Consider the following 25,208-nt stretch of genomic DNA (forward strand, 5'->3'; position numbering starts at 1 on the left):
ATATATGTCATCAAACAAGAAATACTGGCAAAGTGTTGAAGAGCTTAAGGATAAAAGCTCTGTTGTTGAGGCGCTCCAGCAGAAAGAATTTGCAGAAGAAATACCTACAGATGAATTTCTTGGAGATAAGGAATCGCTGGAAGGTTCTACAACTTCCCGTCGTGACTTTTTAAAGTACGTTGGATTTAGTACTGCTGCTGCTTCACTTGCAGCCTGTGAAGGTCCTGTTATAAGATCTATTCCTTATGTGGTGCAGCCAGAAAGGATCGTGCCGGGGGTGGCAAATTTCTACGCCACTACTATTGCTGACGGTTTTGATTTTTCAGGGGTATTGGTGAGGACCCGTGAGGGCCGCCCTATCAAGATCGAGCATAATACTCTTGCCGGTACTGGTGCAAATGCACGGGTGCAGGCATCTGTACTTTCATTATATGACAGCAAAAGGTTAAAAAGGCCTCTTGCGAATAAAGAGGTTGTTTCCTGGGAGCAGTTTGACCGTGAGGTGGGCGATGGTTTGAATAATGTATCTGGAGAGATCGCCGTACTTACACAAACATTTGCCAGCCCTTCTACAAATAAATTGATAAATGAATTTTCCCAGCAGTATGGGAATGTGAGACATGTGGTATATGATACTGTTTCTGAAGATGCTGCACTCAATGCTTTCCAGGCCAGATATGGCCGCAGGGCATTGCCAAATTATGATTTTTCACAGGCTGAGACCATCGTTTCTGTAGGTGCCGATTTCCTTGGAGATTGGGCCGGAGGTGGTTATGATGCTTCTTATGCGCGTGGACGTGTGCCTCAAAATGGCAGGATGTCCCGTCATGTACAATTTGAATCTACAATGTCCCTTACAGGGGCCAGTGCAGATAAGCGCGTGCCTGTAACCCTTTCTCAACAAAGAGAAGTACTTGCGGCATTGCACGGTTATATTGCAGGTGGTTCTTCTACAAGTAACCTGCCGGCAAGAATAGATGATGCTGTAGTTAAAGCTGCCACACAATTAAGACGTTCTGGTAGCAGAGCTGTGGTCGTAAGTGGTATTCCAGATGAGAATGCACAGTCACTGGTATTGTCTATCAACGAGGCTCTTGGTAGCCGCGTAATGGATACCAATAATCCAAGAACAACAAGACAGGGAAATGCTGCTGAAGTTCAACGCCTGGTTGAAGATATGAATGCCGGTAGGATTGGGGCTATTTTAATCGCCGGAGTAAATCCTGCCTACAGCCTTCCAAATGCTGATGAATTTATTGAAGGCCTTAAGAATGTTGAAATGTCCATTGCTTTCTCAATGAAGGAAGATGAGACTGCGCTTCTATGTAATTATGTTGCCGCAACGCCTCACTACCTTGAGAGCTGGGGTGACATACAATTAACTTCGCGCAAATTCTCATTAATGCAGCCTACCATTAGGCCGTTATTTGATACGCGACAGTTCCAGGAATGCCTTTTAAGATGGACTAATAATCCGGCTTCCTATTACGATTATATGAGAGAGACCTGGGAAGGTTCTCTGGGGGATTTCTCCTGGTCAGATGCCCTTCATGATGGAGTTTTTGAGGCTAATCAGCCGGCAGGAACCCAGGCGCTTGCCGCTTCAGGGGCTGCTGTGCCACAAAGAATAAACGATAATACTGCTGCAGGAAACCTTAGGGGAGAAGCGGGATCTGGTTTTGAACTGGAGCTTTATACCTCTGTAGGTATGGGAGACGGCCAACAGGCCAACAACCCCTGGTTGCAGGAATTCCCGGACCCTATTACACGGGCATCCTGGGATAACTATGTGAAAATGTCCAAGGCAGATGCTGAGGAGCTGGGTATCGAAAATACCCATGCATCAGATGGTGGTCTTAATGGTAGCTATATTAGGCTTACTGTAGGCGATACTGTCCTTGAAAAGGTTCCTGTTTATATACAACCGGGACAGGCAAGAGGAACTATAGCCCTTGCTTTGGGTTATGGTAAAAAAGAAGGTGTCCAGGAGGAAATGCAGGTAGGTGTGAACGCTTACCCATTATATAAGAATTTTAGCTCATTCCAGAATGTTGGTATTGAAAAAGTAGGAGGTATTCACGAGTTTGCCTGTTTACAGCTTCATACTACCCTGATGGGAAGAGGAGATATAATCAAGGAAACAACCCTTGAGATCTTCAATACCAAAGATGTTCACGAATGGAACAAGGTGCCGGAAGTTTCTCTTAACCACATTGAAACCCCGGTTACTTCGCCAGACGTTGACCTGTGGCAAGGTTTTGACCGTACCCAGGGCCATCACTTCAAGATGTCTATTGACCTTAATGCGTGTACCGGTTGTGGTGCGTGTGTAATCGCCTGTCATGCAGAGAATAATGTTCCTGTAGTTGGTAAAAAAGAAGTGAGGAAATTCAGGGATATGCACTGGATGAGAATAGACAGGTACTACTCTTCAGAAGATACTTTTGCTGAGGATATCGATAAGAAAGAGAATATGGCAGGCCTGGGAGATTCCCTAAGTCAGTTTGGTGAGCTTGAAAACGCTGCAGAGAACCCACAGGTTGTATTCCAGCCAATGTTCTGTCAGCACTGTAACCACGCTCCTTGTGAGACTGTTTGTCCTGTAGCTGCTACAATGCACGGTCGCCAGGGTCAAAACCAAATGGTTTATAACCGTTGTGTGGGTACCCGTTACTGTGCAAACAACTGTCCTTACAAAGTAAGAAGGTTCAACTGGTTTAGATATAACAAGAATGATGAGTTTGATTACCACATGAACAATGATCTTGGTCGTATGGTATTGAACCCGGATGTTACTGTTCGTTCCCGTGGGGTGATGGAAAAATGTTCTTTCTGTATCCAGAAAACTCAAAAGACCATACTTGATGCGAAACGTGATGGACGTGCCGTACAGGGTGATGAATTTGAAACGGCCTGTTCGCTTGCCTGTGATAAAGGTGCGATCGTGTTTGGAGATGTGAATGATGAGACCAGTGTGGTTTATGAGCAAAAGGACAACGAAAGGATGTACCATGTGCTGGAGTATGTGGGAACAAAACCAAATGTGATGTATCAAACCAAGATTAGAAATACATCTGAAGCTTAATCAATTAACTAAAGAATCAATTATATAAGGATATGTCTCATTACGAAGCACCTATACGAAAGCCTCTTGTTACCGGCGATAAATCCTATCACGATGTTACCATGGATGTGGTTGCACCGGTTGAAGGGAAGGCCAATAAATCCTGGTGGATCGTTTTTTCGATCGCGCTTATCGCTTTTCTTTGGGGTTTAGGTTGTATAATATATACTGTTTCTACAGGAATTGGAGTTTGGGGATTGAACAGGACCGTAGGTTGGGCCTGGGATATTACTAACTTCGTTTGGTGGGTAGGTATTGGTCACGCAGGAACACTTATCTCTGCGGTACTGCTCCTCTTCCGTCAAAAATGGAGGATGGCAATTAACCGCTCTGCAGAGGCGATGACAATTTTCTCTGTAATGCAGGCAGGTCTTTTTCCAATTATCCACATGGGTCGCCCCTGGCTGGCTTATTGGGTATTGCCAATTCCAAACCAATTTGGTTCCCTGTGGGTAAACTTTAACTCCCCGTTACTTTGGGACGTATTTGCGATCTCTACCTATCTTTCGGTATCACTTGTATTCTGGTGGACCGGTCTATTGCCAGATTTTGCAATGATTCGCGACAGGGCAGTAAAACCTTTCCAGAAGAGAATATATGGCATCCTGAGTTTTGGATGGAGTGGAAGGGCCAAGGACTGGCAGCGTTTTGAGGAAGTTTCACTTGTTCTTGCAGGTTTGGCAACTCCTCTTGTACTTTCTGTACACACCATTGTATCCTTTGACTTTGCTACCTCGGTTATCCCGGGATGGCATACCACTATTTTCCCTCCTTATTTCGTTGCGGGAGCGGTATTCTCTGGTTTTGCGATGGTGAACACGCTTTTGATCATTATGAGAAAAGTGTCCAATCTTGAAGATTATATTACCATACAACATATCGAATTGATGAACATAGTTATTATGATCACCGGTTCCATAGTTGGGGTAGCTTATATTACTGAATTGTTTGTTGCCTGGTATTCAGGTGTGGAATATGAGCAGTACGCATTCCTTAACAGGGCTACAGGTCCTTACTGGTGGGCATACTGGGCAATGATGACCTGTAACGTATTTTCACCACAGTTCATGTGGTTCAAAAAACTACGTACCAGTATTATGTTCTCTTTCTTCATCTCTATTGTAGTAAATATCGGGATGTGGTTCGAAAGATTTGTGATCATTGTAACCTCTTTACACAGGGATTACCTTCCTTCTTCCTGGACTATGTTCTCTCCTACATTTGTAGATATTGGGATCTTTATAGGAACCATAGGATTCTTCTTTGTGTTGTTCCTGCTTTATGCACGAAGCTTCCCGGTGATTGCGCAGGCAGAGGTTAAGACTATTTTGAAATCATCTGGAGAAAAATATAAAAGACTTAGGGCAGAGCATGGGGATCACGTAGATCATTATGATCCAATAGTGAGGGAACCTGCTTCCAACACTGAAGATGGTTTGGTTGAAAAGGATGACCCGGCAGATGAGAATGGGCATGAGCCTACTGTTAATGCTGAAGGCCTTATTAACCTGGAAGTGAATCGTGACAGGATAGATGAGATGCTTGCTCGTATTGGAGTTTATGATCCTGCAACTCAAACTGCAGATGATCTTCAAAAACTTGAAGGAGTTGGGCCATTGCTGGAGCAACGTTTACACCAGTTAGGTATCTATACCTATGGACAGGTAAGCAGGCTTACCCGTGCAGATTTTGAATTGCTTGATACCATTATAGAAGACTTCTCCATAGAAGGTAAATATGAAGAATGGACTACGAAGGCAAACCAACTTAAAAATAAAAACTAATGGCATCTAAAGTTATACACGCTATTTATACAGATGACGACTTGCTTTTACAGGCTGTAAAGCAGGTGCGTGAAGCTCGTTACCATATAGGGGAGATCTATACCCCGTTTCCTGTGCACGGGCTTGATAAAGCAATGGGACTGGCCCCTACGCGGCTGGCTATCACATCCTTTATGTATGGGGTGGTTGGTTTTACGGTTGCCGTAGTGATGATGAACTATATGATGATCGAGGACTGGCCTATGGATATTGGAGGTAAACCTAGTTTCTCCTTCCTGCAAAATATGCCTGCCTTTGTTCCTATTATGTTTGAATTAACGGTATTTTTTGCAGCTCACCTTATGGTGATCACCTTCTTTTTAAGAAGTAAACTTTGGCCATTTAAAGCTGCTGAAAACCCGGACGTGAGGACTACAGATGACCATTTCCTTATGGAGATAGAGGTAGCCAACCACAACACAAAAGATCTAACAGATTTCCTTTACCAGACGGGAGCATCTGAAATTAAATTAATTGATAACAAATAAACCCAATGAAAAGTTTATTTAAGAAATCGTTATTATTCGTACTGGCTTTAAGCGCTGTGTCATGCTTTAATGAATCCAGCCCTAACTACCAGTATTTTCCAGATATGTATGAACCCATACCTTATGAGCCTTACGGGGAATATGAGATATTTTTAAATGGGCAGTCTGCTATGTTACCCGCAGAGGGTTCTGTTCCAAGAGGATGGAAGCCATACGATTATGAAAATAGCCAGGATGGATATCAGGCTGCGAAGTCAGAGTTAACAAATCCTCTTCCTTATACTGAAGATAACCTTGCAAAAGGAAGGCAATTGTATACGATCTATTGTGCTGTATGCCATGGAGACCAGGGTGATGGACAGGGGATTATGGTACAACGGGAGAAGATCCTGGGTATTCCAAGATTTGATGATGAAGGAAGGAATATTACTGAAGGTAGTGTTTACCACGTAATGTATTACGGCCTTAACGCAATGGGATCCTATGCTTCTCAAACCTCTATAGACGAGAGATGGCTTATAGACCATTATGTTATGAACCTTAAGAATAATCTTCAGGGTGGTGAAGAAAGGGCTTTTGAAGAGGAGGCCACTCAGGAAGAAGAGGCCCAAATGAAAAATCTTATTCCGGCTGTGAATGAAGAGAGAGATCAACTTTCAGATGGTAACCAGGGTTCCCCGGGTACAGATAATGACGGGCAGGAAAATCAAAACGAAGAATAACAGCATTTAGATATATTAAATATGTACACGCTATCCAGTAAATTAAAATTATTCTCTATCATCCTAATGGCTGTAGGTCTCATTGGGTTGGCCATTGGGTTTATAGTTGCCCCTTCTACAATAGAGGAGGTAAAGGAAATGGTAGCCTCTCACGATGGACACGGTGAGAGCCATGCTGCTCCCGGGCAAATAAAAAGTGACCTTTCTGAGGATCCAGACCAAGGTTTGGAATTTGTTCCTTCTGAGCACGAGGTCCAAACCGGGCGTACAGATGATAACCAAACCCAACTGGGTACCAATGTAGATGACCACGAAAATGAGCATTACGAGCACATACTTCATCAATTGCAGAACAAACCGTGGGCAGCATTATATGTAGCGGCATTTTTCTTCTTTATGATCCCGCTTGGGGTGCTTGTATTCTATGCAATTCAATGGGCTTCACAATCTGGATGGTCACCTGTATTATTCAGGGTTATGGAAGGGATAACTTCTTACCTACTTCCTGGTGGTGTGATCATTTTCGTATTATTGGTTCTTTCAGGATTGCACCTCAACCACCTGTTCATTTGGATGGATCCGGAAGTTGTTGAAAACGATGCTATCATAAGAAATAAATCTGGTTACCTAAATGTGCCATTTTTCCTTATAAGGGCTGCTATTTATATCGCAGGATGGGCAATTTTCAGACATTTCCTTGTTAAGAATTCAAACAGGCTGGATGAAGCTGAGCCAAATGACCTGTATTATTTCAAAAAGAACTTCAAGCTGGCTGCAGGATTTCTGGTATTCTTTATAGTAACAGAATCTATGATGTCCTGGGATTGGATTATGAGCCTTGACCCACACTGGTTTAGTACCTTGTTTGGATGGTATGTTTTTGCCAGCATGTTCGTTTCAGGAATTACAATGATAGCTTTGGTTTCAATATACCTTAAATCAAGAGGCTTCCTGCCATTCGTGAACGACAGTCACATTCATGACCTTGCAAAATTCATGTTTGGTATAAGTATTTTCTGGACTTACCTGTGGTTCTCACAGTTCATGCTTATATGGTATTCGAATATTCCTGAGGAAGTAACTTATTTTGTATCCAGGATAGAGGATTATGGTATTCTGTTCTTTGGAATGGTAGTATTGAACTTCCTCTTCCCCGTACTACTCCTTATGAACAGTGATTTTAAAAGAGTTAACTGGTTCGTGGTAATGACCGGGTTAGTGATCCTTCTGGGGCATTATATAGATATTTACGTAATGGTTATGCCTGCTACGGTAGGAGAATCCTGGTTCATTGGATTATCTGAGATAAGTTCCTTACTTTTCTTTGGTGGATTGTTTATTTTTGTAGTTTTTACATCCTTAACCAAAGCACCGTTATTGGCACGTAGAAATCCTTTCATTAAGGAAAGTGAACATTTTCATTACTAAAAAAAGATTGTTTAAAATAGATATTATACAATGACAGTATTTTTAATCATAATAGTAGTAGCCCTCTTTGCGATAACTATCTGGCAGTTGACCAAGATCTTCCAGTTGTCCAGGGATACTAATTCTATTGATACCTCGCAGGTAGCCAATGACAAGGATAACAGGACGCACGGGAATTTAATGCTGGCCTTTGGAATTGCTTTTTACATATTTATGCTTTACTGTTTCTGGATGTTTAGCGACCGTGCTTTGCCGGCAGCTTCTTCAGAGCATGGAATTGAATACGATACACTTTTATGGATCTCCCTGGCGGTGATCATGTTCGTACAGGTTATCACCCAGGGATTATTACACTGGTTTGCTTTTAAATATAAAGGGAGAAAAGGACAGAAGGCGCTTTTCTTTGCAGATAATGATAAACTGGAATTCATCTGGACCATTATTCCTGTTATTGTTCTTGCAGGTTTGATCATCTATGGATTGTTTACCTGGTCAAGTATTATGAATATCGATGACGAAAATTCTGAAGCCCTGGTAATTGAGATCTATGCCAAACAATTTGGCTGGGAAGCACGTTACGCCGGGGATGATAATACTCTTGGCAAGGCCAATGTTCGATTCATTGAAGGAGCAAACACTATAGGTGTTGATGTGAGTGACCCATATGCCTATGATGATGTGGTTACCGCAGAGCTTCACCTGCCTGTAGACAGACCTGTGATCTTCAAGTTCAGGTCCCAGGATGTATTACACTCTGCTTACTTTCCTCACTTCCGTGCGCAAATGAACGTGGTACCTGGAATGACTACCCAGTTCTCTTTTACTCCTACTGTAACATCTGCAGAGATAAGGGAAACTGAGTATATGAGAGATAAAATTGCCAAAATTCAGCAAATGAGAAATGAAAGGTCTGCAGCAGGGGAAGACCTTGTAGATTATGAGCAATTTGAATATTACTTACTGTGTAACAAGATTTGTGGTGTAGCTCATTATAATATGCAAATGAAGATCGTAGTTGAAACCGAGGAAGAATTTAATTCGTGGATTGCTCAACAGCCACGATTCAGCGAGACTATAGACCAAATGCAAAAACAAGATGAACCTGCACAGGGAGAAGTTGTGAACGAAGGGGATGTAGCTCAGGTTAAAAACTAAATATAAGATAAAGATTTAAAGATATGTCAGCAGCAGTAGGACACACGCCAATAGATCACGCACATGACGATCATGGGCATCATCATCATAAAGAAACTTTTATAACAAAATATATTTTTAGTACAGACCATAAGATGATTGCCAAGCAATATCTTATCACCGGTTTGTTAATGGGTGTTGTTGGTATCGCAATGTCTGTACTTTTCAGGATGCAACTTGCCTGGCCTGGAGAATCCTTCTGGCTTTTTGAAGCGCTGTTAGGGAAATGGGCACCGGGAGGAGTAATGTCTCCGGAAGTTTACCTTGCACTTGTTACAATCCACGGGACCATTATGGTATTCTTTGTATTAACTGCCGGGTTGAGTGGTACTTTTAGTAACCTGCTTATTCCGCTTCAAATTGGGGCAAGGGATATGGCATCAGGATTCCTAAACATGGTATCCTACTGGTTGTTTTTCCTTTCAAGCGTAATTATGTTGAGTTCCCTGTTTGTAGAAGCGGGACCGGCATCGGCAGGATGGACTATTTATCCGCCGCTTAGTGCCCTTCCACAGGCAATTGGTGGTTCAGGTTTAGGGATGACTCTTTGGCTTGTTTCTATGGCTATCTTTATCGCTTCCTCACTTCTTGGATCTCTTAACTACATAGTTACTGTAATAAACTTAAGGACTCCCGGAATGTCTATGACAAGACTTCCGCTTACCATATGGGCATTCTTTGTAACAGCTATCATCGGGGTGGTATCTTTCCCTGTATTGCTTTCAGCAGCACTTATGCTTATAATGGACAGGAGTTTTGGAACTTCGTTCTTCCTAAGTGATATTTACTTAAAAGGAGAAGTACTTGCACACCAGGGAGGTTCCCCGGTATTGTTTGAACACCTGTTTTGGTTCCTAGGACACCCGGAAGTTTATATTGTTATTCTTCCTGCGATGGGGCTTGTATCAGAAATTATGGCAACCAACGCACGTAAGCCTATCTTTGGATACAGGGCGATGGTAGCTTCTATTCTTGCGATCGCATTTCTTTCTACTATCGTATGGGGGCACCATATGTTCGTATCTGGGATGAATCCATTCCTAGGATCTGTTTTTACATTTACGACATTATTGATCGCGATCCCTTCGGCCGTAAAAGCCTTTAACTGGATCACTACGTTATGGAAGGGTAACCTGCAGCTTAACCCTGCAATGCTTTTTTCTATTGGTTTCGTGTCAACATTCATCACAGGAGGTTTAACAGGGATCATCCTTGGAGACAGCACCCTGGATATTAATGTTCACGATACTTATTTCGTTATTGCTCACTTCCACCTTGTTATGGGAATATCTGCCCTTTACGGTCTTTTGGCCGGAGTTTACCACTGGTTCCCAAAGATGTTTGGAAGAATGATGAACAAGAATATGGGATATGTTCACTTTTGGGTAACGTCTATAGGTGCCTACGGGGTATTCTTCCCAATGCACTTTATTGGAATGGCAGGTTTACCAAGACGTTATTATGACAATACCCATTTTCCATACTTCGATGATCTTGCAGATGTGAATGTGATCATAACCATATTTGCTATTATTACTGCTGCCATACAATTGGTATTCCTTTATAACTTCTTCGCTTCTATTTTCTTTGGAAAGAAAGCAACACAGAACCCCTGGAATTCCAACACCCTGGAATGGACCACCCCGGTGGAACACATTCACGGAAACTGGCCGGGTCCAATCCCACACGTTTACCGCTGGTCTTATGACTATAGTAAAACCAATGAGAATGGGGAATATGTTATCCCGGGACAGGATTTTGTTCCTCAAAATGTTCCTTTGCAAAAGGGTGAGGAAGAACTCAATCATTAGAATCACAAACCTATATAATAAAAGCCTCTTCTCACCGGAAGAGGCTTTTTCCATTTAACCTGTTGCCGGGATTAAGGTAAGGACCGGGCGTATAGCCGGGGACAGGCATGACTGGAATTTCAACCAGGAACTGCCGGGTTTCTATGCCTGAAGTGCCACCTACTGAAAATTTGAAGAGAGCCGGTTGGTTTCCTGTGGGGTTACATGCTTTTCTTTATCTTTGCTGAAGGCCGTATACTCAATCGTCCTGCTATTAAGATTAATTTGTATATGAATGATAACCTGGACCCAACGGGAGAGAATTTTTCACCTGAAGAACTTGATATAGAAAGAGCTTTAAGGCCCCTTTCCTTTGATGATTTTGCAGGACAGGACCAGGTTCTTGAAAACCTGAAGGTTTTTGTTGAAGCGGCCAACCGCAGGGGAGAGGCGCTGGATCACACATTATTCCACGGCCCTCCCGGCCTTGGTAAAACTACCCTGGCACATATCCTGGCTAATGAACTGGAAGTGGGGATCAAGATCACCTCCGGCCCTGTAATCGATAAACCCGGCGACCTCGCCGGGCTCCTTACTAACCTCGAGGAAAGGGATGTCCTTTTTATAGATGAGATCCACCGCTTAAGTCCGGTGGTGGAAGAATACCTATACTCAGCTATGGAGGATTACAAGATCGATATTATGATCGAATCGGGCCCCAATGCGCGAACCGTGCAAATAAATTTAAATCCGTTTACACTTATTGGCGCCACCACCCGTTCAGGATTACTTACCGCTCCTATGCGGGCGAGGTTTGGGATCTCCAGCAGGCTTCAATATTATACTACAGAGCTTTTATCCACCATTCTTGAACGAAGTGCAGAGATCCTTAGGGTGCCAATCACACAGGAAGCTGCCATCGAGATCGCAGGTAGGAGCAGGGGGACTCCACGTATTGCAAATGCCCTATTGAGAAGAGTTCGTGATTTTGCCCAGATAAAAGGTAACGGGAGCATTGATATGGAGATTGCGAAATATGGCCTTAAAGCGCTTAATGTGGATGCACACGGGTTGGATGAGATGGATAATAAGATCCTCACCACGATCATAGATAAATTCAAAGGTGGTCCGGTAGGCATTACTACCCTTGCAACTGCAGTGAGTGAGAATGCGGAGACTATTGAAGAAGTGTATGAGCCTTTCCTTATTCAACAGGGCTTTATTTACCGCACCCCGCGTGGACGGGAGGTGACAGAACTTGCATACAGGCACCTGGGCAGGATCAAAGGGAACATCCAGGGAGGACTGTTCTAATAATTCTGGAAGAAGGTATTTTGTCCTCTCCCGGCTTCAGATAAAAACATGCATAAGATGAGTGAAGATGACAATTTGAAGGTAAGAAAAGTGCCTGTTGTTCCCGCCTGGGAATTTTATAAGAATTCCCTTCGCATACTTGAGAATCCATTGATCTTCCACCGCAAGAAATTCGAAAAATTAGGGGATACCTTCAGATTAAAAATTGGACCGGGCAGCTCTGTGATCTTTTCCAGAAATGCAGCTTTTGCCCAATATGCCCTTCAGAAAAACCAGAAGAATTTTTCCAAGACCACTATTCAAACCCGCGATATGGCAAAATATCTTGGGCAGGGCCTGTTAACATCTGAAGGTGAACATTGGAAAAAACAGCGTAAACTTATTCAACCTGCATTTCATAAGAAGAAACTTGTACTATTACTGGAAAGTATTAAAAGTGCTATTTCTACAGAACTTAATAAGATCGAAACCGGAAAATCCATAGATATTTTCCCGATATTCAATGACCTGGCTTTTCAAACTGTTGTAAAATCCCTTTTCAGCAGTGCGGTAGGACAAAAAGAAATAAACCGACTGCAGTATATTACGGAAGCTGCTCAAAGAATGCTGGTTAAGGAGCTAAGACAGCCGTATCTGGGGTGGTGGTTCACTTTTAGCGGAAAGATAAAGGAACACATCGATCTTACAAATGAGGCCAGGGATATCTTACGAATGCTCATTGATGAAAGAAGGACCTCTGGCGAGAGACAGGATGACCTCCTGGATATGCTTCTGGAGGCCAGGTACGATGATGGGAGCAGTATGGAAAATGAACAACTTATTGACGAGATCCTTATCCTCTTTACAGCCGGTCATGAGACCACCTCGAATGCCCTAACCTTCACTGCCCAGCTTCTTTCCAGGCATCCTGAAGCCCAGGAGAAGATCCTGGAAGAAGTGAAAAAAGCTGAGAGAGACACCAATACAATCATTGAGTTTATACAAGCCTGCAGTTACACTAAAATGGTCCTGGAGGAAGCTATGAGGCTATATCCCCCTGCTTATTTTATAGACAGGGTAAATAATGAGGATGATGTCTTTGACGGCATGATGATCCCGAAAGGTTCCAGTTTGCTCTTTTCCATGTACGAGATCCACCGGCATAAGGATTTTTGGAATGAGCCGGAAGAGTTCAGGCCAGATAGATTTGAGGATCCCAAAAAATATTCTTCCTGCTACTATCCTTTTGGTGCCGGCCCCAGGATGTGCATAGGGAATAATTTTGCTATGTACGAAATGATCCTCGCGGTGGCTCAACTGGTTTCCAGATACCGCATAAAACATAAGGAGGATCCCATTGAAATTACTCCATTGATCACTTTAAAACCTAAGAATGCGGTCCTGGAATTTTACCCTCAATAAAAATTCAGGAGGCTGGGACGGGTCTTTTATTAAGTACCAGTTGTATAAACTTGTACCGGGCATAACCAATTGATTTTCAGGTTTTAATTTGATTTTTATTGTCACATTTATTATATTAAAAAGTGAACAAATGCCGGAATCATAAAAACAGATCCAGGCAGTAAAACCTTTTATTATGGACACACTTAAAAAAATATTGATGCTCGTGGCCGTGATTTTATTATCTATAAATCAGGCAGTGGGCCAGGAAAAAAAGACGGGGAGTTATTCTGACACCGCAGGAGATCTTTATCTCCTTGAGCGGGAAATGACAGATATCAGTGAGGAAAAGCTTCATAGCATTGCCAAAGGAGCACAGGAACTTGTGGAAGAAATTGGGCCACAGGTGGAATGGGTACATAGTTATGTAACCGGGAACAAAATGATATGCGTATTTAAATATGAGACCCGGGAGGCTATGGCCGAACATGCCAGCAGGGCAGGTCTAAAGATATCAGATCTTCAAAAAGTTGAGACCATGATAGGTCCGGAAACAGCGAAAAATCGCTGATAAAATCTTTAATGCGCTATAAATGAAATCCCCTTTATTCTTCGGGGATTTTTTTATTTCAACTGAAAAGTAAATCCTGATAGCGCAGTTTTCCAATGAGGTTTTTAATTCCGTAATTTTGTGCTCAGAATTATTTCTAATAAGCCTGTAATTTGATCACTACGAAAGCGCAGAAAGAAGTACGAACAGCAATGATAAAAACTGAGGCAAAGCGGCTTGGTTTTATGTCTTGCGGTATTTCCAAAGCTGAATTTCTTGAAGTGGAGGCTCCCCGTCTTGAAAACTATCTTGAAAAAGGTATGCATGGCGAAATGCATTATATGGAAAACCATTTCGATAAAAGGCTCGACCCTACTAAACTTGTGGAAGGCTCTAAGAGTGTGATCTCCCTGCTATTAAATTATTATCCTGAAAAAACGCAACAGGAGGGAACTTATAAAATAAGTAAATACGCCTACGGGAGAGATTATCATTTTATCATTAAAGACAAGCTGAAGGATCTACTGAAATTTATAAGTGAAGAGATAGGGGAAGTGGACGGCAGGGCCTTTGTAGACTCTGCCCCTGTACTGGATAAGGCCTGGGCGGCGAAAAGTGGCCTGGGTTGGATTGGTAAAAATTCAAATCTCCTCACCCGGCAGGTGGGATCCTTTTATTTTATTGCAGAGCTTATCATAGACCTGGAACTTGAATACGATACCCCGGTGACAGACCACTGCGGCAGCTGCACAGCCTGTATCGACGCCTGCCCCACTCAGGCCATTGTGGAGCCTTACAAGGTAGATGGGAGTAAATGCATCTCCTATTTCACTATTGAACTAAAAGAAGAGTTACCTTCAAGTGTGAAAGGCCAGTTTGACGACTGGATGTTTGGCTGCGATATTTGCCAGGATGTATGTCCCTGGAACCGGTTCTCCAAACCGCATAATGAACCACTTTTCAACCCCCACCCCCAATTGCTTGAAATGGATAAAAAGGATTGGGAGGAGATCACCCAGGAAACATTTAATGAGATCTTCAGGAAATCGGCCGTGAAAAGAACTAAATATTCCGGACTCAAAAGGAATATAGATTTTCTGAAGAAATAGTACTGCCCTTCTTTAGCTCTTCAGAAAAAACTCTTCTTCTTCCTCAGCTACTAAATAATTGTGCCGATAGTCGAATAGTTAAAAAAATTATTGCCTTTTCAGCCTCAGGCTTGCTACCTTTGCGCTACAGCAAACAGAATAGAAATGAGTAAGGATAGTAAAAGACGGGAGGCGCTGGTCTACCACGCCAAACCAAAGCCGGGTAAGATCGAGGTTGTACCAACAAAAAAATATGCCACACAAAGAGATCTCTCTTTAGCGTATTCCCCCGGGGTTGCAGTACCCTGTCTTGAAATTCACAGGGATAAGGAGAATGTCTATAAATACACTGCAAAAGGTAACCTGGTGGCAGTGATCTCAAACGGGACGGCTGTACTGGGTCTGGGTGATATTGGGCCAGAGGCCTCAAAACCCGTTATGGAAGGTAAGGGTTTACTGTTCAAGATCTTTGCCGGGATCGATGTCTTCGATATCGAGGTTGACACAAAAAATGTGGAGGAATTCATAAGTACGGTAAAAAATATAGCCCCCACTTTTGGGGGTATCAACCTGGAAGATATTAAAGCCCCTGAAGCCTTTGAGATAGAGAGAAGACTTAAGGAAGAGCTGGATATCCCTGTGATGCATGATGACCAGCATGGTACCGCGATCATCTCGGCCGCGGCTTTGTTAAATGCCCTTGAAATTGCCAAAAAGAAGATCCATAATGTAAAGATCGTCATATCTGGAGCAGGATCTGCAGCTATAGCCTGTGCAAACCTGTATCTTCTGCTGGGAGTGAAGGTGAAGAATATTATTATGTTTGATGTAAACGGGGTTTTGCACGAGGAGCGAACAGACCTTTCAGACCTTCAGCAAAAATTTGTAACCAAAAAGAAGTATAAATCCCTGGCAGATGCTTTGGATGGTGCCGATGTTTTCCTGGGACTTTCAGTAGGGAATATCGTAAGCCCGGCTATGCTTAAATCAATGGCTAAAAGACCTATCGTTTTTGCGATGGCCAATCCCGATCCTGAAATTGATTATGACCTGGCAGTTTCTGCAAGAAAGGATCTTATTATGGCAACGGGCAGAAGTGATCATCCTAACCAGGTAAACAATGTGCTGGGATTTCCATTTATCTTTCGCGGGGCGCTTGATGTGAGGGCTACCAAGATAAATGAGGAAATGAAAATGGCTGCGGTAAAAGCGCTTGCAAGGCTGGCGAAAGAGCCGGTACCCGAGCAGGTGAATATTGCCTATGGGGAAACAAAATTGCATTTTGGTCCAGATTATATTATTCCTAAACCTTTTGATCCAAGGCTCATTAGTACAGTTCCCCCTGCAGTAGCAAAGGCAGCTATGGAAAGTGGTGTTGCAAGGAATCCAATATTGGACTGGGATCGTTACGAGGAGGAACTACTGGAGAGGATGGGAAGTGATAATAAGATCTCTAGATTGTTAATGAATCGAGCCAAAAGCAATCCAAGGAGTATTGTCTTTGCTGAAGCCGATCATCTGGATGTTTTAAAAGCAGCGCAGATCGTGCAGGAAGAGGGAATAGGAATCCCTATCCTTCTTGGAAAAAGGGAAGTGGTGCTGGAACTAATGAATGAAATAGACTTTGACCCTTCCAAAGTCACACTTATAGACCCTCAAAGCGATGAGGAGCTGGAACACCGCAATACGTATGTAGATGCCTACTGGAAAACAAGATTTAGAAGTGGCGTGACCAAGTATGATGCTCAAAAGCTTATGCAGCAGCGGGATTACTTTGGAGCAATGATGGTGAATATGGGAGATGCAGATGCCTTGCTCTCCGGCTATTCCCGGGCATACCCTACCGTGGTAAAACCAATGCTGGAACTTATTGGAATGGCCAAAGGAGTAGACCGTGTGGCTGCCACTAACCTTATGAATACTTCCAGAGGGCCACTTTTTATAAGTGATACCTCCATTAATATTGATCCAACAGCCAAGGACCTGGCGAAGATTGCACTTATGACAGCAAGAACCGTTAGGCTTTTTGGAATGGAACCTGTGATCGCGATGATCTCCTATGCCAATTTTGGATCCTCGCGTCACCCACACGCAAGAAAGGTAAAAGAAGCTGTGGGGCTTATTCATAAAGCGGCACCAGACCTTAAGGTGGATGGGGAACTCCAAATAGATTTTGCACTTAACAAGGAAATGCTGCAGGGGAAATTTCCTTTATCAAGGCTGGTAGGCAAGAAAGTGAATACCTTGATCTATCCTAATCTTGAGGCGGCAAACAGCACTTATAAATTACTTAAAGAACTTAATAAAACAGATTCCATTGGGCCAATTATGATGGGTATGAGAAAACCGGTACACATATTCCAGCTCGGGGCAAGTGTTGAAGAAATGGTGAATATGGCTGCAGTTGCGGTTATTGATGCCCAGGAAAAGGAAAAAAGAGTGGGACTTTAGTCCGGTGGACTTTGAAACCTTACAATTGCTTGGGGCTCTGGGGAATTTTAGTACATTTGGGCTCTAACCATCTGTTTACCCAATGATCCATCATTTAAAAGGACAACTCGTTGAGAAGAATCCTACTCATGTTGTAATTGATTGCAACGGGGTAGGATATTTTGTTCATATCTCCCTGCATACATTCGCCCTTGTTGGCAATGACTCTGAAGCCATAAAATTATACACACACCTGCAGATTAAGGAAGATTCGCATACTCTTTATGGTTTTGTAGAGAAATCTGAAAGAGAGCTTTTTAGGTTATTGATCTCGGTCTCGGGGGTTGGGGCGAGTACTGCGCGTACCATGCTTTCCTCCCTGGAGCCAAAACAGATCATGGAGGCTATAGCTTCTGGCGATGCGGCAACAGTGCAAAGCATAAAAGGAATAGGAGCAAAAACTGCACAACGGGTGATCCTGGACCTAAAAGACAAAGTATTAAAAGTTTTTGGTGAGGGAGAAGTTTTTGTCTCTCAAAGCAATACTAATAAGGAAGAAGCGTTATCAGCTTTAGAAACCTTAGGTTTTGCGCGCAAACCGGCAGAGAAAGTTGTAGACAGGATAATGAAGCAGGCCACAGACCCTACAGTGGAGACTATTATCAAGCTGGCTTTGAAGAATTTATAATTTCATTTTCATCCAAATTGAGGCATAATTACTCGGCATTGTATCGGTTTTTTTTATTTGGCATAATCTGGTTCTCTGCATTTTCTCAAAATCTATATGCCCAGGATCCTGCCACAGCTCAGGATACTATTCCTACCGGTTATGCGACCGGTACCATTTCCCTGCCTAATCCCTCCAGTATTGTAGCCGCCTACGAGTATGATCCCGTTCTGGATCGTTATGTCTATACCGAAAGGCTTGGGAGGTATAACCTCTCTGTCCCTTTGATCCTCACTCCAGATGAATACCAGGAGCTGGTCATACAGGAAGAAATAAGGAATTATTTCAAGGAAAAGAATAATGCCATTGCGGCCAACCGTGATGCCGATCCTGCTTCACAGCAGGATCTTTTACCAAGTTACTATGTGAACTCCAGCTTTTTTGAAAGCCTTTTTGGAGGGCAGGAAATAGAAGTTGTTCCCCAGGGAAGTGTTGCCATGGACCTGGGACTGCTTTATACAAAACAGGATAATCCTGCTTTCTCTCCAAGAAACAGGCGAAATTTGACTTTTGATTTTGACCAGCGTATACAGCTAAGTTTGCTGGGGCGCGTGGGAACGAGATTGCAGGTGGCAGCAAATTATGATACAGAGTCTACGTTTGATTTTCAAAACCAGTTAAGGCTGGAATACACTCCCACAGAGGATGACATCATCCAGACCATTGAAGTTGGAAATGTAAACATGCCCTTGAACAGCGCGCTTATACAAGGGGCGCAAAGCCTTTTTGGATTCAAGACCGAGCTTCAATTTGGGAAAACAAGGATCACAGGGGTATTCAGTGAGCAGAAATCTGAAAGGAGAACTGTAAATGTGGAAGGTGGGGCGACTATTGAGGAATTTGAACGTTTTGCCATAGATTATGACCAGGACAGGCATTTCTTTCTGGCCCACTACTTCAGGGATATCTATGATGAAGCCCTGGAAAATTACCCTTTCATCAATTCAAATGTTCAAATACAGCGCATACAGGTGTGGGTGACCAACAGGACCAACAACATACAGAACCTTAATGATACCAGGAATATTGTGGGAATCCAGGATTTGGGTGAATCCAATCTCCCGGGAAACATAGGGCTAAATAACCTGCCCGCGGGATTTTTCAACCGTCCGCCGGGTTCCTTTCCAGATAATAATAACAACGACCTTAACCCCTTCGGAATAAGAGGAGCTGCAGAGTCTATTCTTACTCCCGCCATAAGGGATATTTCCACAGTACAGGCAGGCTTTGGAGGCCTTACGGTTTCTGAGGGTACAGATTATGCCGTGCTGGAGAACGCCAGGCAGCTAAAGACGAATGAATATACCCTTAACAGCCGCCTGGGGTATATATCTTTAAATCAACGTTTATCGAACGATGAAGTTCTTGCAGTTGCATTTCAATACACGATCAATGGCCGTGTCTACCAGGTGGGAGAGTTTGCCAATGATGGGATTGATGCCAATGTTACCGGGGCAGATGATGGAGTTAGGGTGAACCAAAACCTCGTGGTGAAATTACTTAAAAGCACCATCACCAATGTGAATGAGCCCATTTGGGACCTTATGATGAAGAATATTTATGCACTGGGGGCATTCCAGCTGGAGAGGGATGATTTTAGATTAAATATTCTGTACACAGATCCTCAGCCACTCAATTACATCAATCCAGCTGAAGGAGCAAACGTTCCCCTGCCGGAGGATGTGGCAGAGACTACCCTGTTAAGGGTGTTCAACCTGGACCGGTTGAATTTCACCAATGACCCGGTCCAGGGTGGCGACGGCTTTTTTGATTATGTGCCGGGTATAACGATTGATCCTCGAAATGGCCTTGTTATATTTACCACCGTCGAACCTTTTGGAGAGCACCTCTTTAATAAACTCGACAACACTCCCAACGGAGGCCCAGAGATCTATGACCTCCCTGAAACCTATAACGCCAACCAGCAGAAATATGTTTTTAGAAGCCTGTACAGGACCACTAAGATCCAGGCAGAGCAGGAAGATGCCGATAAAAATAAGTTTCAGCTAAAGGGTAGATACAAGTCTTCACAGGTAGACGGCATTCCTATTGGTTTTAACCTTCCGCAGGGATCGGTTACTGTGACTGCCGGGGGCAGGGTACTGCAGGAAGGAGTGGATTATGTGGTGAATTACCAGATGGGCCGGGTGCAAATCATTGACGATGCCCTGCTTGCATCCAATATACCAATCCAGGTGTCTACAGAGAATAATGCACTTTTTGGACAGCAGTCCAAGCGATTTATGGGGGTGAATGTAGAGCATCAATTCAATGAGAAATTCGTGGTGGGGGGACTTATCTCAATATGAGGGAAAGGCCTTTGACCCAAAAAGCCAATTATAGTTATGAGCCGGTGAATAATTCCATTTACGGGCTTAATGCAATTTTTAGTACAGAGGTTCCCTTCTTTACCAGGCTTGTCAACAAACTACCCAATGTGGATACAGATGTCCCTTCAAATTTTAATATAAGGGGGGAGTTTGCCTATTTGCAGCCCGGAGCACCAAGGGTGAGCGATTTTGACCAGAAAGCAACTACTTATATCGATGATTTTGAAGCCTCACAAACAACTATCTCTGTCCTTAATCCATTAAGCTGGGAACTTTCCAGCGTGCCTCTGGGCTTTGGGGGAGAACTGGCGAATGGAGACCTTGCCACCGGGTATAAAAGGGCTAAACTTGCCTGGTATACCATAGATCCCGTATTTTATAGTAGCAGAAGGCCCGATGGTGTTTCTGAAGCCGATCTTTCAAGTTATGTGTCACGGCGGGTGTTTTTGAATGAAATTTTCCCAAATACAGATGTGATCCAGGGCCAGCCACAGGTGATCTATACCATGGACCTGGCATATTACCCCCGGGAACGAGGTCCTTATAACTTTAATCCTGCGGCAGCAGGAGGAAATACGCTTCCAAATCCTTCAGGCAATTTTGGAGGGATCTCCAGGGCTCTCAATTCCACTAATTTTGAACAATCTAATGTGGAGTTCATTCAGTTTTGGGTAATGGATCCATATATCTATCCGGAAAATTCAGGCAATACAGGAGGTACTATCACATTTAACCTCGGGAATATTTCAGAAGATGTCTTAAAGGATGGAAGGAAACAATATGAGAACGGGCTCCCTGCAGATGGTAGTGACCGCAATACCATAACAACAGCTTTTGGCCGGGTGCCGGCAGACCAGTCTTTAGTCTATGCCTTTGACAGTGACGGGGAGGCAAGACAGCGGCAGGATGTGGGATATGACGGGCTGGATGATGCTGCCGAGGCTGCAAAATTCCCGAATTTCGCCAGCCTTCCAGATCCCTCGGGAGATAACTACGAATATTTCCTGAACAGGACCGGTAGCATTGTTGAACGGTACAAGAACTACAATGGAGTAGACGGGAATTCCCCGCCAGAAGTTGGAGATACAAATCGCGGGAACACAACCTTGCCAACTGCTGAAGATCTTAACAGGGACAATACCATGAATACTATTAACAGCTATTTTGAGTATGATATAAGGATCTTCCCGGGGATGAATATTGATAATAACCAATATATCACCGATGTTAAAGAAACTACAGCGCCGCTTCCCAATGGAAACCAGATCCCGGTGCGGTGGGTGCAGTTCAAGGTGCCAATTTTTGAGCCAACCGATGCCAAGGGAGGTATAGCCGATTTTAGGTCAATAAGGTTTATGAGGTTATTCCTGAAGGATTTTGAGGAACGTACCATTTTACGTTTTGGAACAATGGATTTGGTACGGGGGGATTACCGCCGGTACAACAGGAGCCTTGATCCTGAAGCTCCACGCCAGCCAATAAACAATGAGAATACTCTTTTTGAAGTAACATCTGTAAATATCGAGGAGAACGAGAACCGGCAGCCGGTTCCTTACGTATTGCCTCCCGGGGTTATAAGGGAAGAGCTTTTTAATAATAACACCAATATACGGCAGAACGAGCAGTCCCTTTCTCTAAGGACCTGCGGCCTGGCTCCCCAGGATTCCCGTGCCGTATATAAGAATTTCCAGGTCGATATGCGACAGTATAAAAACCTGGAGATGTTCGTGCATGCAGAATCCCTTGTAAATGAGATCGCCCTTAAGGATGGGCAAATGGTTGCCTTTGTAAGAATGGGAACAGATTTTACAGATAACTATTACCAAATCGAGATCCCTCTTACCGCTACAATGTTTGGTGCTACCTCCCCAGAGGAAATATGGCCAGCTTCCAACAGGTTGTTGTTGCCGCTGGAGTTACTGCAGCAGGTGAAAACAGCCGTGCTTGGTGATCCTTCCCTTAGGCCTACAGAGGTTAATTATTTTACAGAGAATATGGAACCGGCAAACCCGGAGGATCCCTACCAGGTGGGGGAACTGCGTATTGGGATCAAAGGAAACCCCAGTTTTGGTAACATTCGCCTGCTTATGCTGGGATTAAAAAATGGTTCTCCAAAAAACAGCGGTGCAGGAATATGTGGGGAGGTTTGGTTCAATGAACTTCGCCTTAGCGAACTTGATAATGAAGGTGGTTGGGCAGCTATAGTTAATATGGATGCTAACTTTGCCGATTTCGCCGATGTTGCTGCTACGGGAAGAAAAAGTACCATTGGTTTTGGTACCCTTGAACAGGGCCCCAACCAGCGCAGCCGTGAAAATATGCAGCAATATGATATGGTAACCAATATCAATGTGGGGCAGCTTTTACCACAGCGATGGGGGATAAGGGTGCCATTCAATTACAGCAGGGGGGAGGAATTGATCACTCCAAGGTTTGACCAGGAATTCCTGGACCTGGAGCTGGAGAACCGCCTTGCAGCAATTACAGATCCCGGGGAACGGGACAGGGTTAGGGAACAATCTGAAATATACACCAAGCGGCAGAGTGTTAATGTTATTGGTTTGCGAAAGGAAAGGGTAGATGACAGTAAGCCAAAAGTGTATGACATAGAGAATTTTGCTGTTACAACATCCTATAACCAGGTAGACCACCGGGATTTTGAGATCGAGGAAGCACTTAGTCAAAATGTAAGGGTTGGTGCAACATACGATTACAGTTTTCAACCTTTTTCCATTGAACCATTTAAGAATATTGCTGTTTTGGATAGCAGTGAGTATTACTTGCCTCTGCGCGATTTCAATGTGAACCCCCTTCCTACGAATATTACCCTGAATTCAAATATCTTTAGACAGTATAATGAGCAAAAGTTCAGGGAGGTTACACTTAGCGAAAATGATATTGGAATTCCTACCCTTTACCAGCGTAATTTTATGTTTGACTGGAATTACAGAGTTAATTATAATCTTACCAAATCCCTGCAGTTTAGCTTTAATGCCACCAATAACAGGATCATTAGGAATTATATAAGCGAGGGGAATATTGCAGATAATAGTGTGAGTATTTGGGATGACTTTTTTGAGATAGGAGACCCTAACCAGCATTTCCAGACCCTGCAACTCAATTATGAACTGCCTTTTGATAAGCTGCCAATTCTCAGGTTTATTAAGGCCACCTATTCCTATACAGGGGATTTCCAGTGGCAAAGAGGCTCAGAGGTTTTCAGGACCCTGGAGGGGGTGCCAGATCTTGGGAATACTGTTCAAAACTCCAGTGTACATCAAATCAATGCCAACCTGGATATGAATAGCCTCTATCAATACCTTAAGCTTACTCCGCGCAGGGCAACCCCTGCCACGGTACAGCAAAGGAGTGCTGCTGTTCCTACCCTGGATGGAAACCAGGCTCGCAAGCCGGCCAATGACCAAAGGTTAAGTTCGGGAGATAAAACATACAATACCTTAATAGGATTTGCGACGGCCATTAAGAGGCTACAGGTAACCTACAGGGAGAACCAGGGGATCTTCCTCCCTGGATATACCCGGGATATTGGGTTTATGGGGACCCTTAAACCCACAACAGGTTTCACCTTTGGCCGTCAGGATGATGTGCGGCAGCTTGCAGCACGGCGTGGATGGCTTACCCTTTTCCAGGAATTCAACCAGCAGTACACAGCGGTTTCCAATAAACAGCTGGATATGCAGGCTTCGTTAAGCTTTATCCCAGACCTTACCATAGACCTTAGTGCCAACAGGATCTATTCTGAAACTTATGCTGAAAACTACCGGGTGTTACCGGGAGGTATGGAGTACATGTCGCTTAACCCTTATACCTTTGGGAATTTTACCATTTCTACTGTACTGGTTGGAACCGCTTTTGGTGCAAACAAAGCTGCTTTTTCAGAAACCTTTGAGCGGTTCAGGGGGAACAGGCTGGAAGTGGCCCGCAGGCTTGCAGTGGATAACGGTTTTGATCCCAATGACACAGATGCTGAAGGTTATCCAATAGGTTATGGTAAATCCAGCCAGCAGGTTCTTATTCCCGCTTTCCTGGCTGCCTATACAGGTGGTGATGCGGGAGCCGTCAAAACAGGAGCTTTTCGCAATATTCCCCTGCCAAACTGGGATATAAAATACACCGGTTTTATGCGGCTTGATTGGTTCAAACAAAACTTTAGAAGGTTTTCATTAAATCACGGTTACAGGGCTGGATATACGATTAACCAGTTCCAAAGCAATTTGGATTATGATCCTCAAAATCCGTATGAATTTAACCAGGCCAATAATTTCAAGAATAAGCTTTTATTCTCGAATGTTAACCTCACCGAGGTTTTTAGTCCGCTAATTAGGGTAGACCTTGAAACCAACGATGCTATAAGGGTGCTTGCCGAGATTAAGAAAGACAGGGCATTATCTCTTAGTTTTGATAACAATTTGCTTACAGAGGTAAAAGGAAATGAGTATATCCTCGGCCTGGGTTACAGGATAAAGGATATGAAGATAACCACCAATATTGCAGGTAGGCAAAGGGTGTTGAGCAGCGACCTCAATTTTAAGGCAGATTTGGCATACCGCAGGAATATCAATATCATTCGCTACCTGGACCTGGAATCGAGCCAGGTCATTGCCGGCCAGGATCTCTGGGCGATCAATTTTACCGCAGATTATGCTCTTTCAAAGAACCTCACAGCCTTATTCTACTACGATCATACCTTTAGCGAATATGCCATTTCCACGGCGTTTCCACAAACCACGATTCGATCTGGGGTGACCCTGCGATATAATTTCGGAAATTAATAAAAGAGGTTTGACCAAACCCAATAA

At 43.6% G+C, this 25,208-nt stretch carries 13 protein-coding genes and 1 pseudogene; all 14 read left to right on the forward strand.

Translation table 11 applies throughout. From position 1 onward, the window contains the following. Positions 1 to 4 precede the first annotated feature (4 nt). Positions 5 to 3,085: a TAT-variant-translocated molybdopterin oxidoreductase gene (locus FHG64_RS12235; protein ID WP_139066670.1), complete on the forward strand. Its 3,081-nt coding sequence runs from the start codon at positions 5 to 7 to the stop codon at positions 3,083 to 3,085. Positions 3,086 to 3,117: 32 nt separating this feature from the next. Then, a complete protein-coding gene (gene nrfD / locus FHG64_RS12240; protein ID WP_139066671.1) occupies positions 3,118 to 4,908 on the forward strand; it encodes an NrfD/PsrC family molybdoenzyme membrane anchor subunit in 1,791 nt (596 codons plus the stop codon). Beyond that, positions 4,908 to 5,435 carry a DUF3341 domain-containing protein gene (locus tag FHG64_RS12245; RefSeq protein ID WP_139066672.1) on the forward strand — a complete coding sequence of 176 codons (528 nt, stop codon included), beginning with the start codon at positions 4,908 to 4,910 and terminating at the stop codon, positions 5,433 to 5,435. The genes nrfD and FHG64_RS12245 overlap by 1 nt, the downstream gene beginning before the upstream one ends. 5 nt (positions 5,436 to 5,440) lie before the next feature. Continuing rightward, positions 5,441 to 6,157 carry a c-type cytochrome gene (locus FHG64_RS12250; protein WP_139066673.1) on the forward strand — a complete coding sequence of 239 codons (717 nt, stop codon included), beginning with the start codon at positions 5,441 to 5,443 and terminating at the stop codon, positions 6,155 to 6,157. 21 nt (positions 6,158 to 6,178) lie between these two features. Next, positions 6,179 to 7,585 (forward strand): quinol:cytochrome C oxidoreductase, encoded by a 1,407-nt coding sequence (locus tag FHG64_RS12255; protein WP_139066674.1) that lies wholly within the window; start codon positions 6,179 to 6,181, stop codon positions 7,583 to 7,585. Positions 7,586 to 7,615: 30 nt separating this feature from the next. Then, a complete protein-coding gene (locus tag FHG64_RS12260) occupies positions 7,616 to 8,740 on the forward strand; it encodes a cytochrome c oxidase subunit II (protein WP_139066675.1) in 1,125 nt (374 codons plus the stop codon). Positions 8,741 to 8,763: 23 nt separating this feature from the next. Next, positions 8,764 to 10,590 carry a cytochrome c oxidase subunit I gene (locus FHG64_RS12265; protein WP_139066676.1) on the forward strand — a complete coding sequence of 609 codons (1,827 nt, stop codon included), beginning with the start codon at positions 8,764 to 8,766 and terminating at the stop codon, positions 10,588 to 10,590. Between the two features lie 270 nt (positions 10,591 to 10,860). Next, positions 10,861 to 11,883 carry a Holliday junction branch migration DNA helicase RuvB gene (gene ruvB / locus FHG64_RS12270; RefSeq protein WP_139066677.1) on the forward strand — a complete coding sequence of 341 codons (1,023 nt, stop codon included), beginning with the start codon at positions 10,861 to 10,863 and terminating at the stop codon, positions 11,881 to 11,883. A 57-nt stretch (positions 11,884 to 11,940) separates the two neighbouring features. Beyond that, positions 11,941 to 13,284, forward strand: coding sequence for a cytochrome P450 (locus FHG64_RS12275; protein WP_139066678.1), 1,344 nt, complete (start codon positions 11,941 to 11,943; stop codon positions 13,282 to 13,284). Positions 13,285 to 13,459: 175 nt separating this feature from the next. Beyond that, positions 13,460 to 13,834 (forward strand): nickel-binding protein, encoded by a 375-nt coding sequence (locus FHG64_RS12280; RefSeq protein ID WP_139066679.1) that lies wholly within the window; start codon positions 13,460 to 13,462, stop codon positions 13,832 to 13,834. A gap of 191 nt (positions 13,835 to 14,025) precedes the next feature. Continuing rightward, positions 14,026 to 14,922 (forward strand): tRNA epoxyqueuosine(34) reductase QueG, encoded by an 897-nt coding sequence (gene queG, locus FHG64_RS12285; RefSeq protein WP_139067964.1) that lies wholly within the window; start codon positions 14,026 to 14,028, stop codon positions 14,920 to 14,922. Positions 14,923 to 15,066: 144 nt separating this feature from the next. Continuing rightward, positions 15,067 to 17,352, forward strand: a complete 2,286-nt coding sequence (locus FHG64_RS12290; protein ID WP_139066680.1) for an NADP-dependent malic enzyme — start codon at positions 15,067 to 15,069, stop codon at positions 17,350 to 17,352. Positions 17,353 to 17,434: 82 nt separating this feature from the next. Further along, positions 17,435 to 18,019, forward strand: coding sequence for a Holliday junction branch migration protein RuvA (ruvA, locus tag FHG64_RS12295; RefSeq protein ID WP_139066681.1), 585 nt, complete (start codon positions 17,435 to 17,437; stop codon positions 18,017 to 18,019). Positions 18,020 to 18,057: 38 nt separating this feature from the next. Continuing rightward, positions 18,058 to 25,181, forward strand: a pseudogene (sov, locus tag FHG64_RS12300) (T9SS outer membrane translocon Sov/SprA). The last annotated feature ends 27 nt before the right edge of the window (positions 25,182 to 25,208 follow it).

This window comes from Antarcticibacterium flavum, assembly GCF_006159205.1.
Lineage (GTDB): Bacteria > Bacteroidota > Bacteroidia > Flavobacteriales > Flavobacteriaceae > Gillisia > Gillisia flava.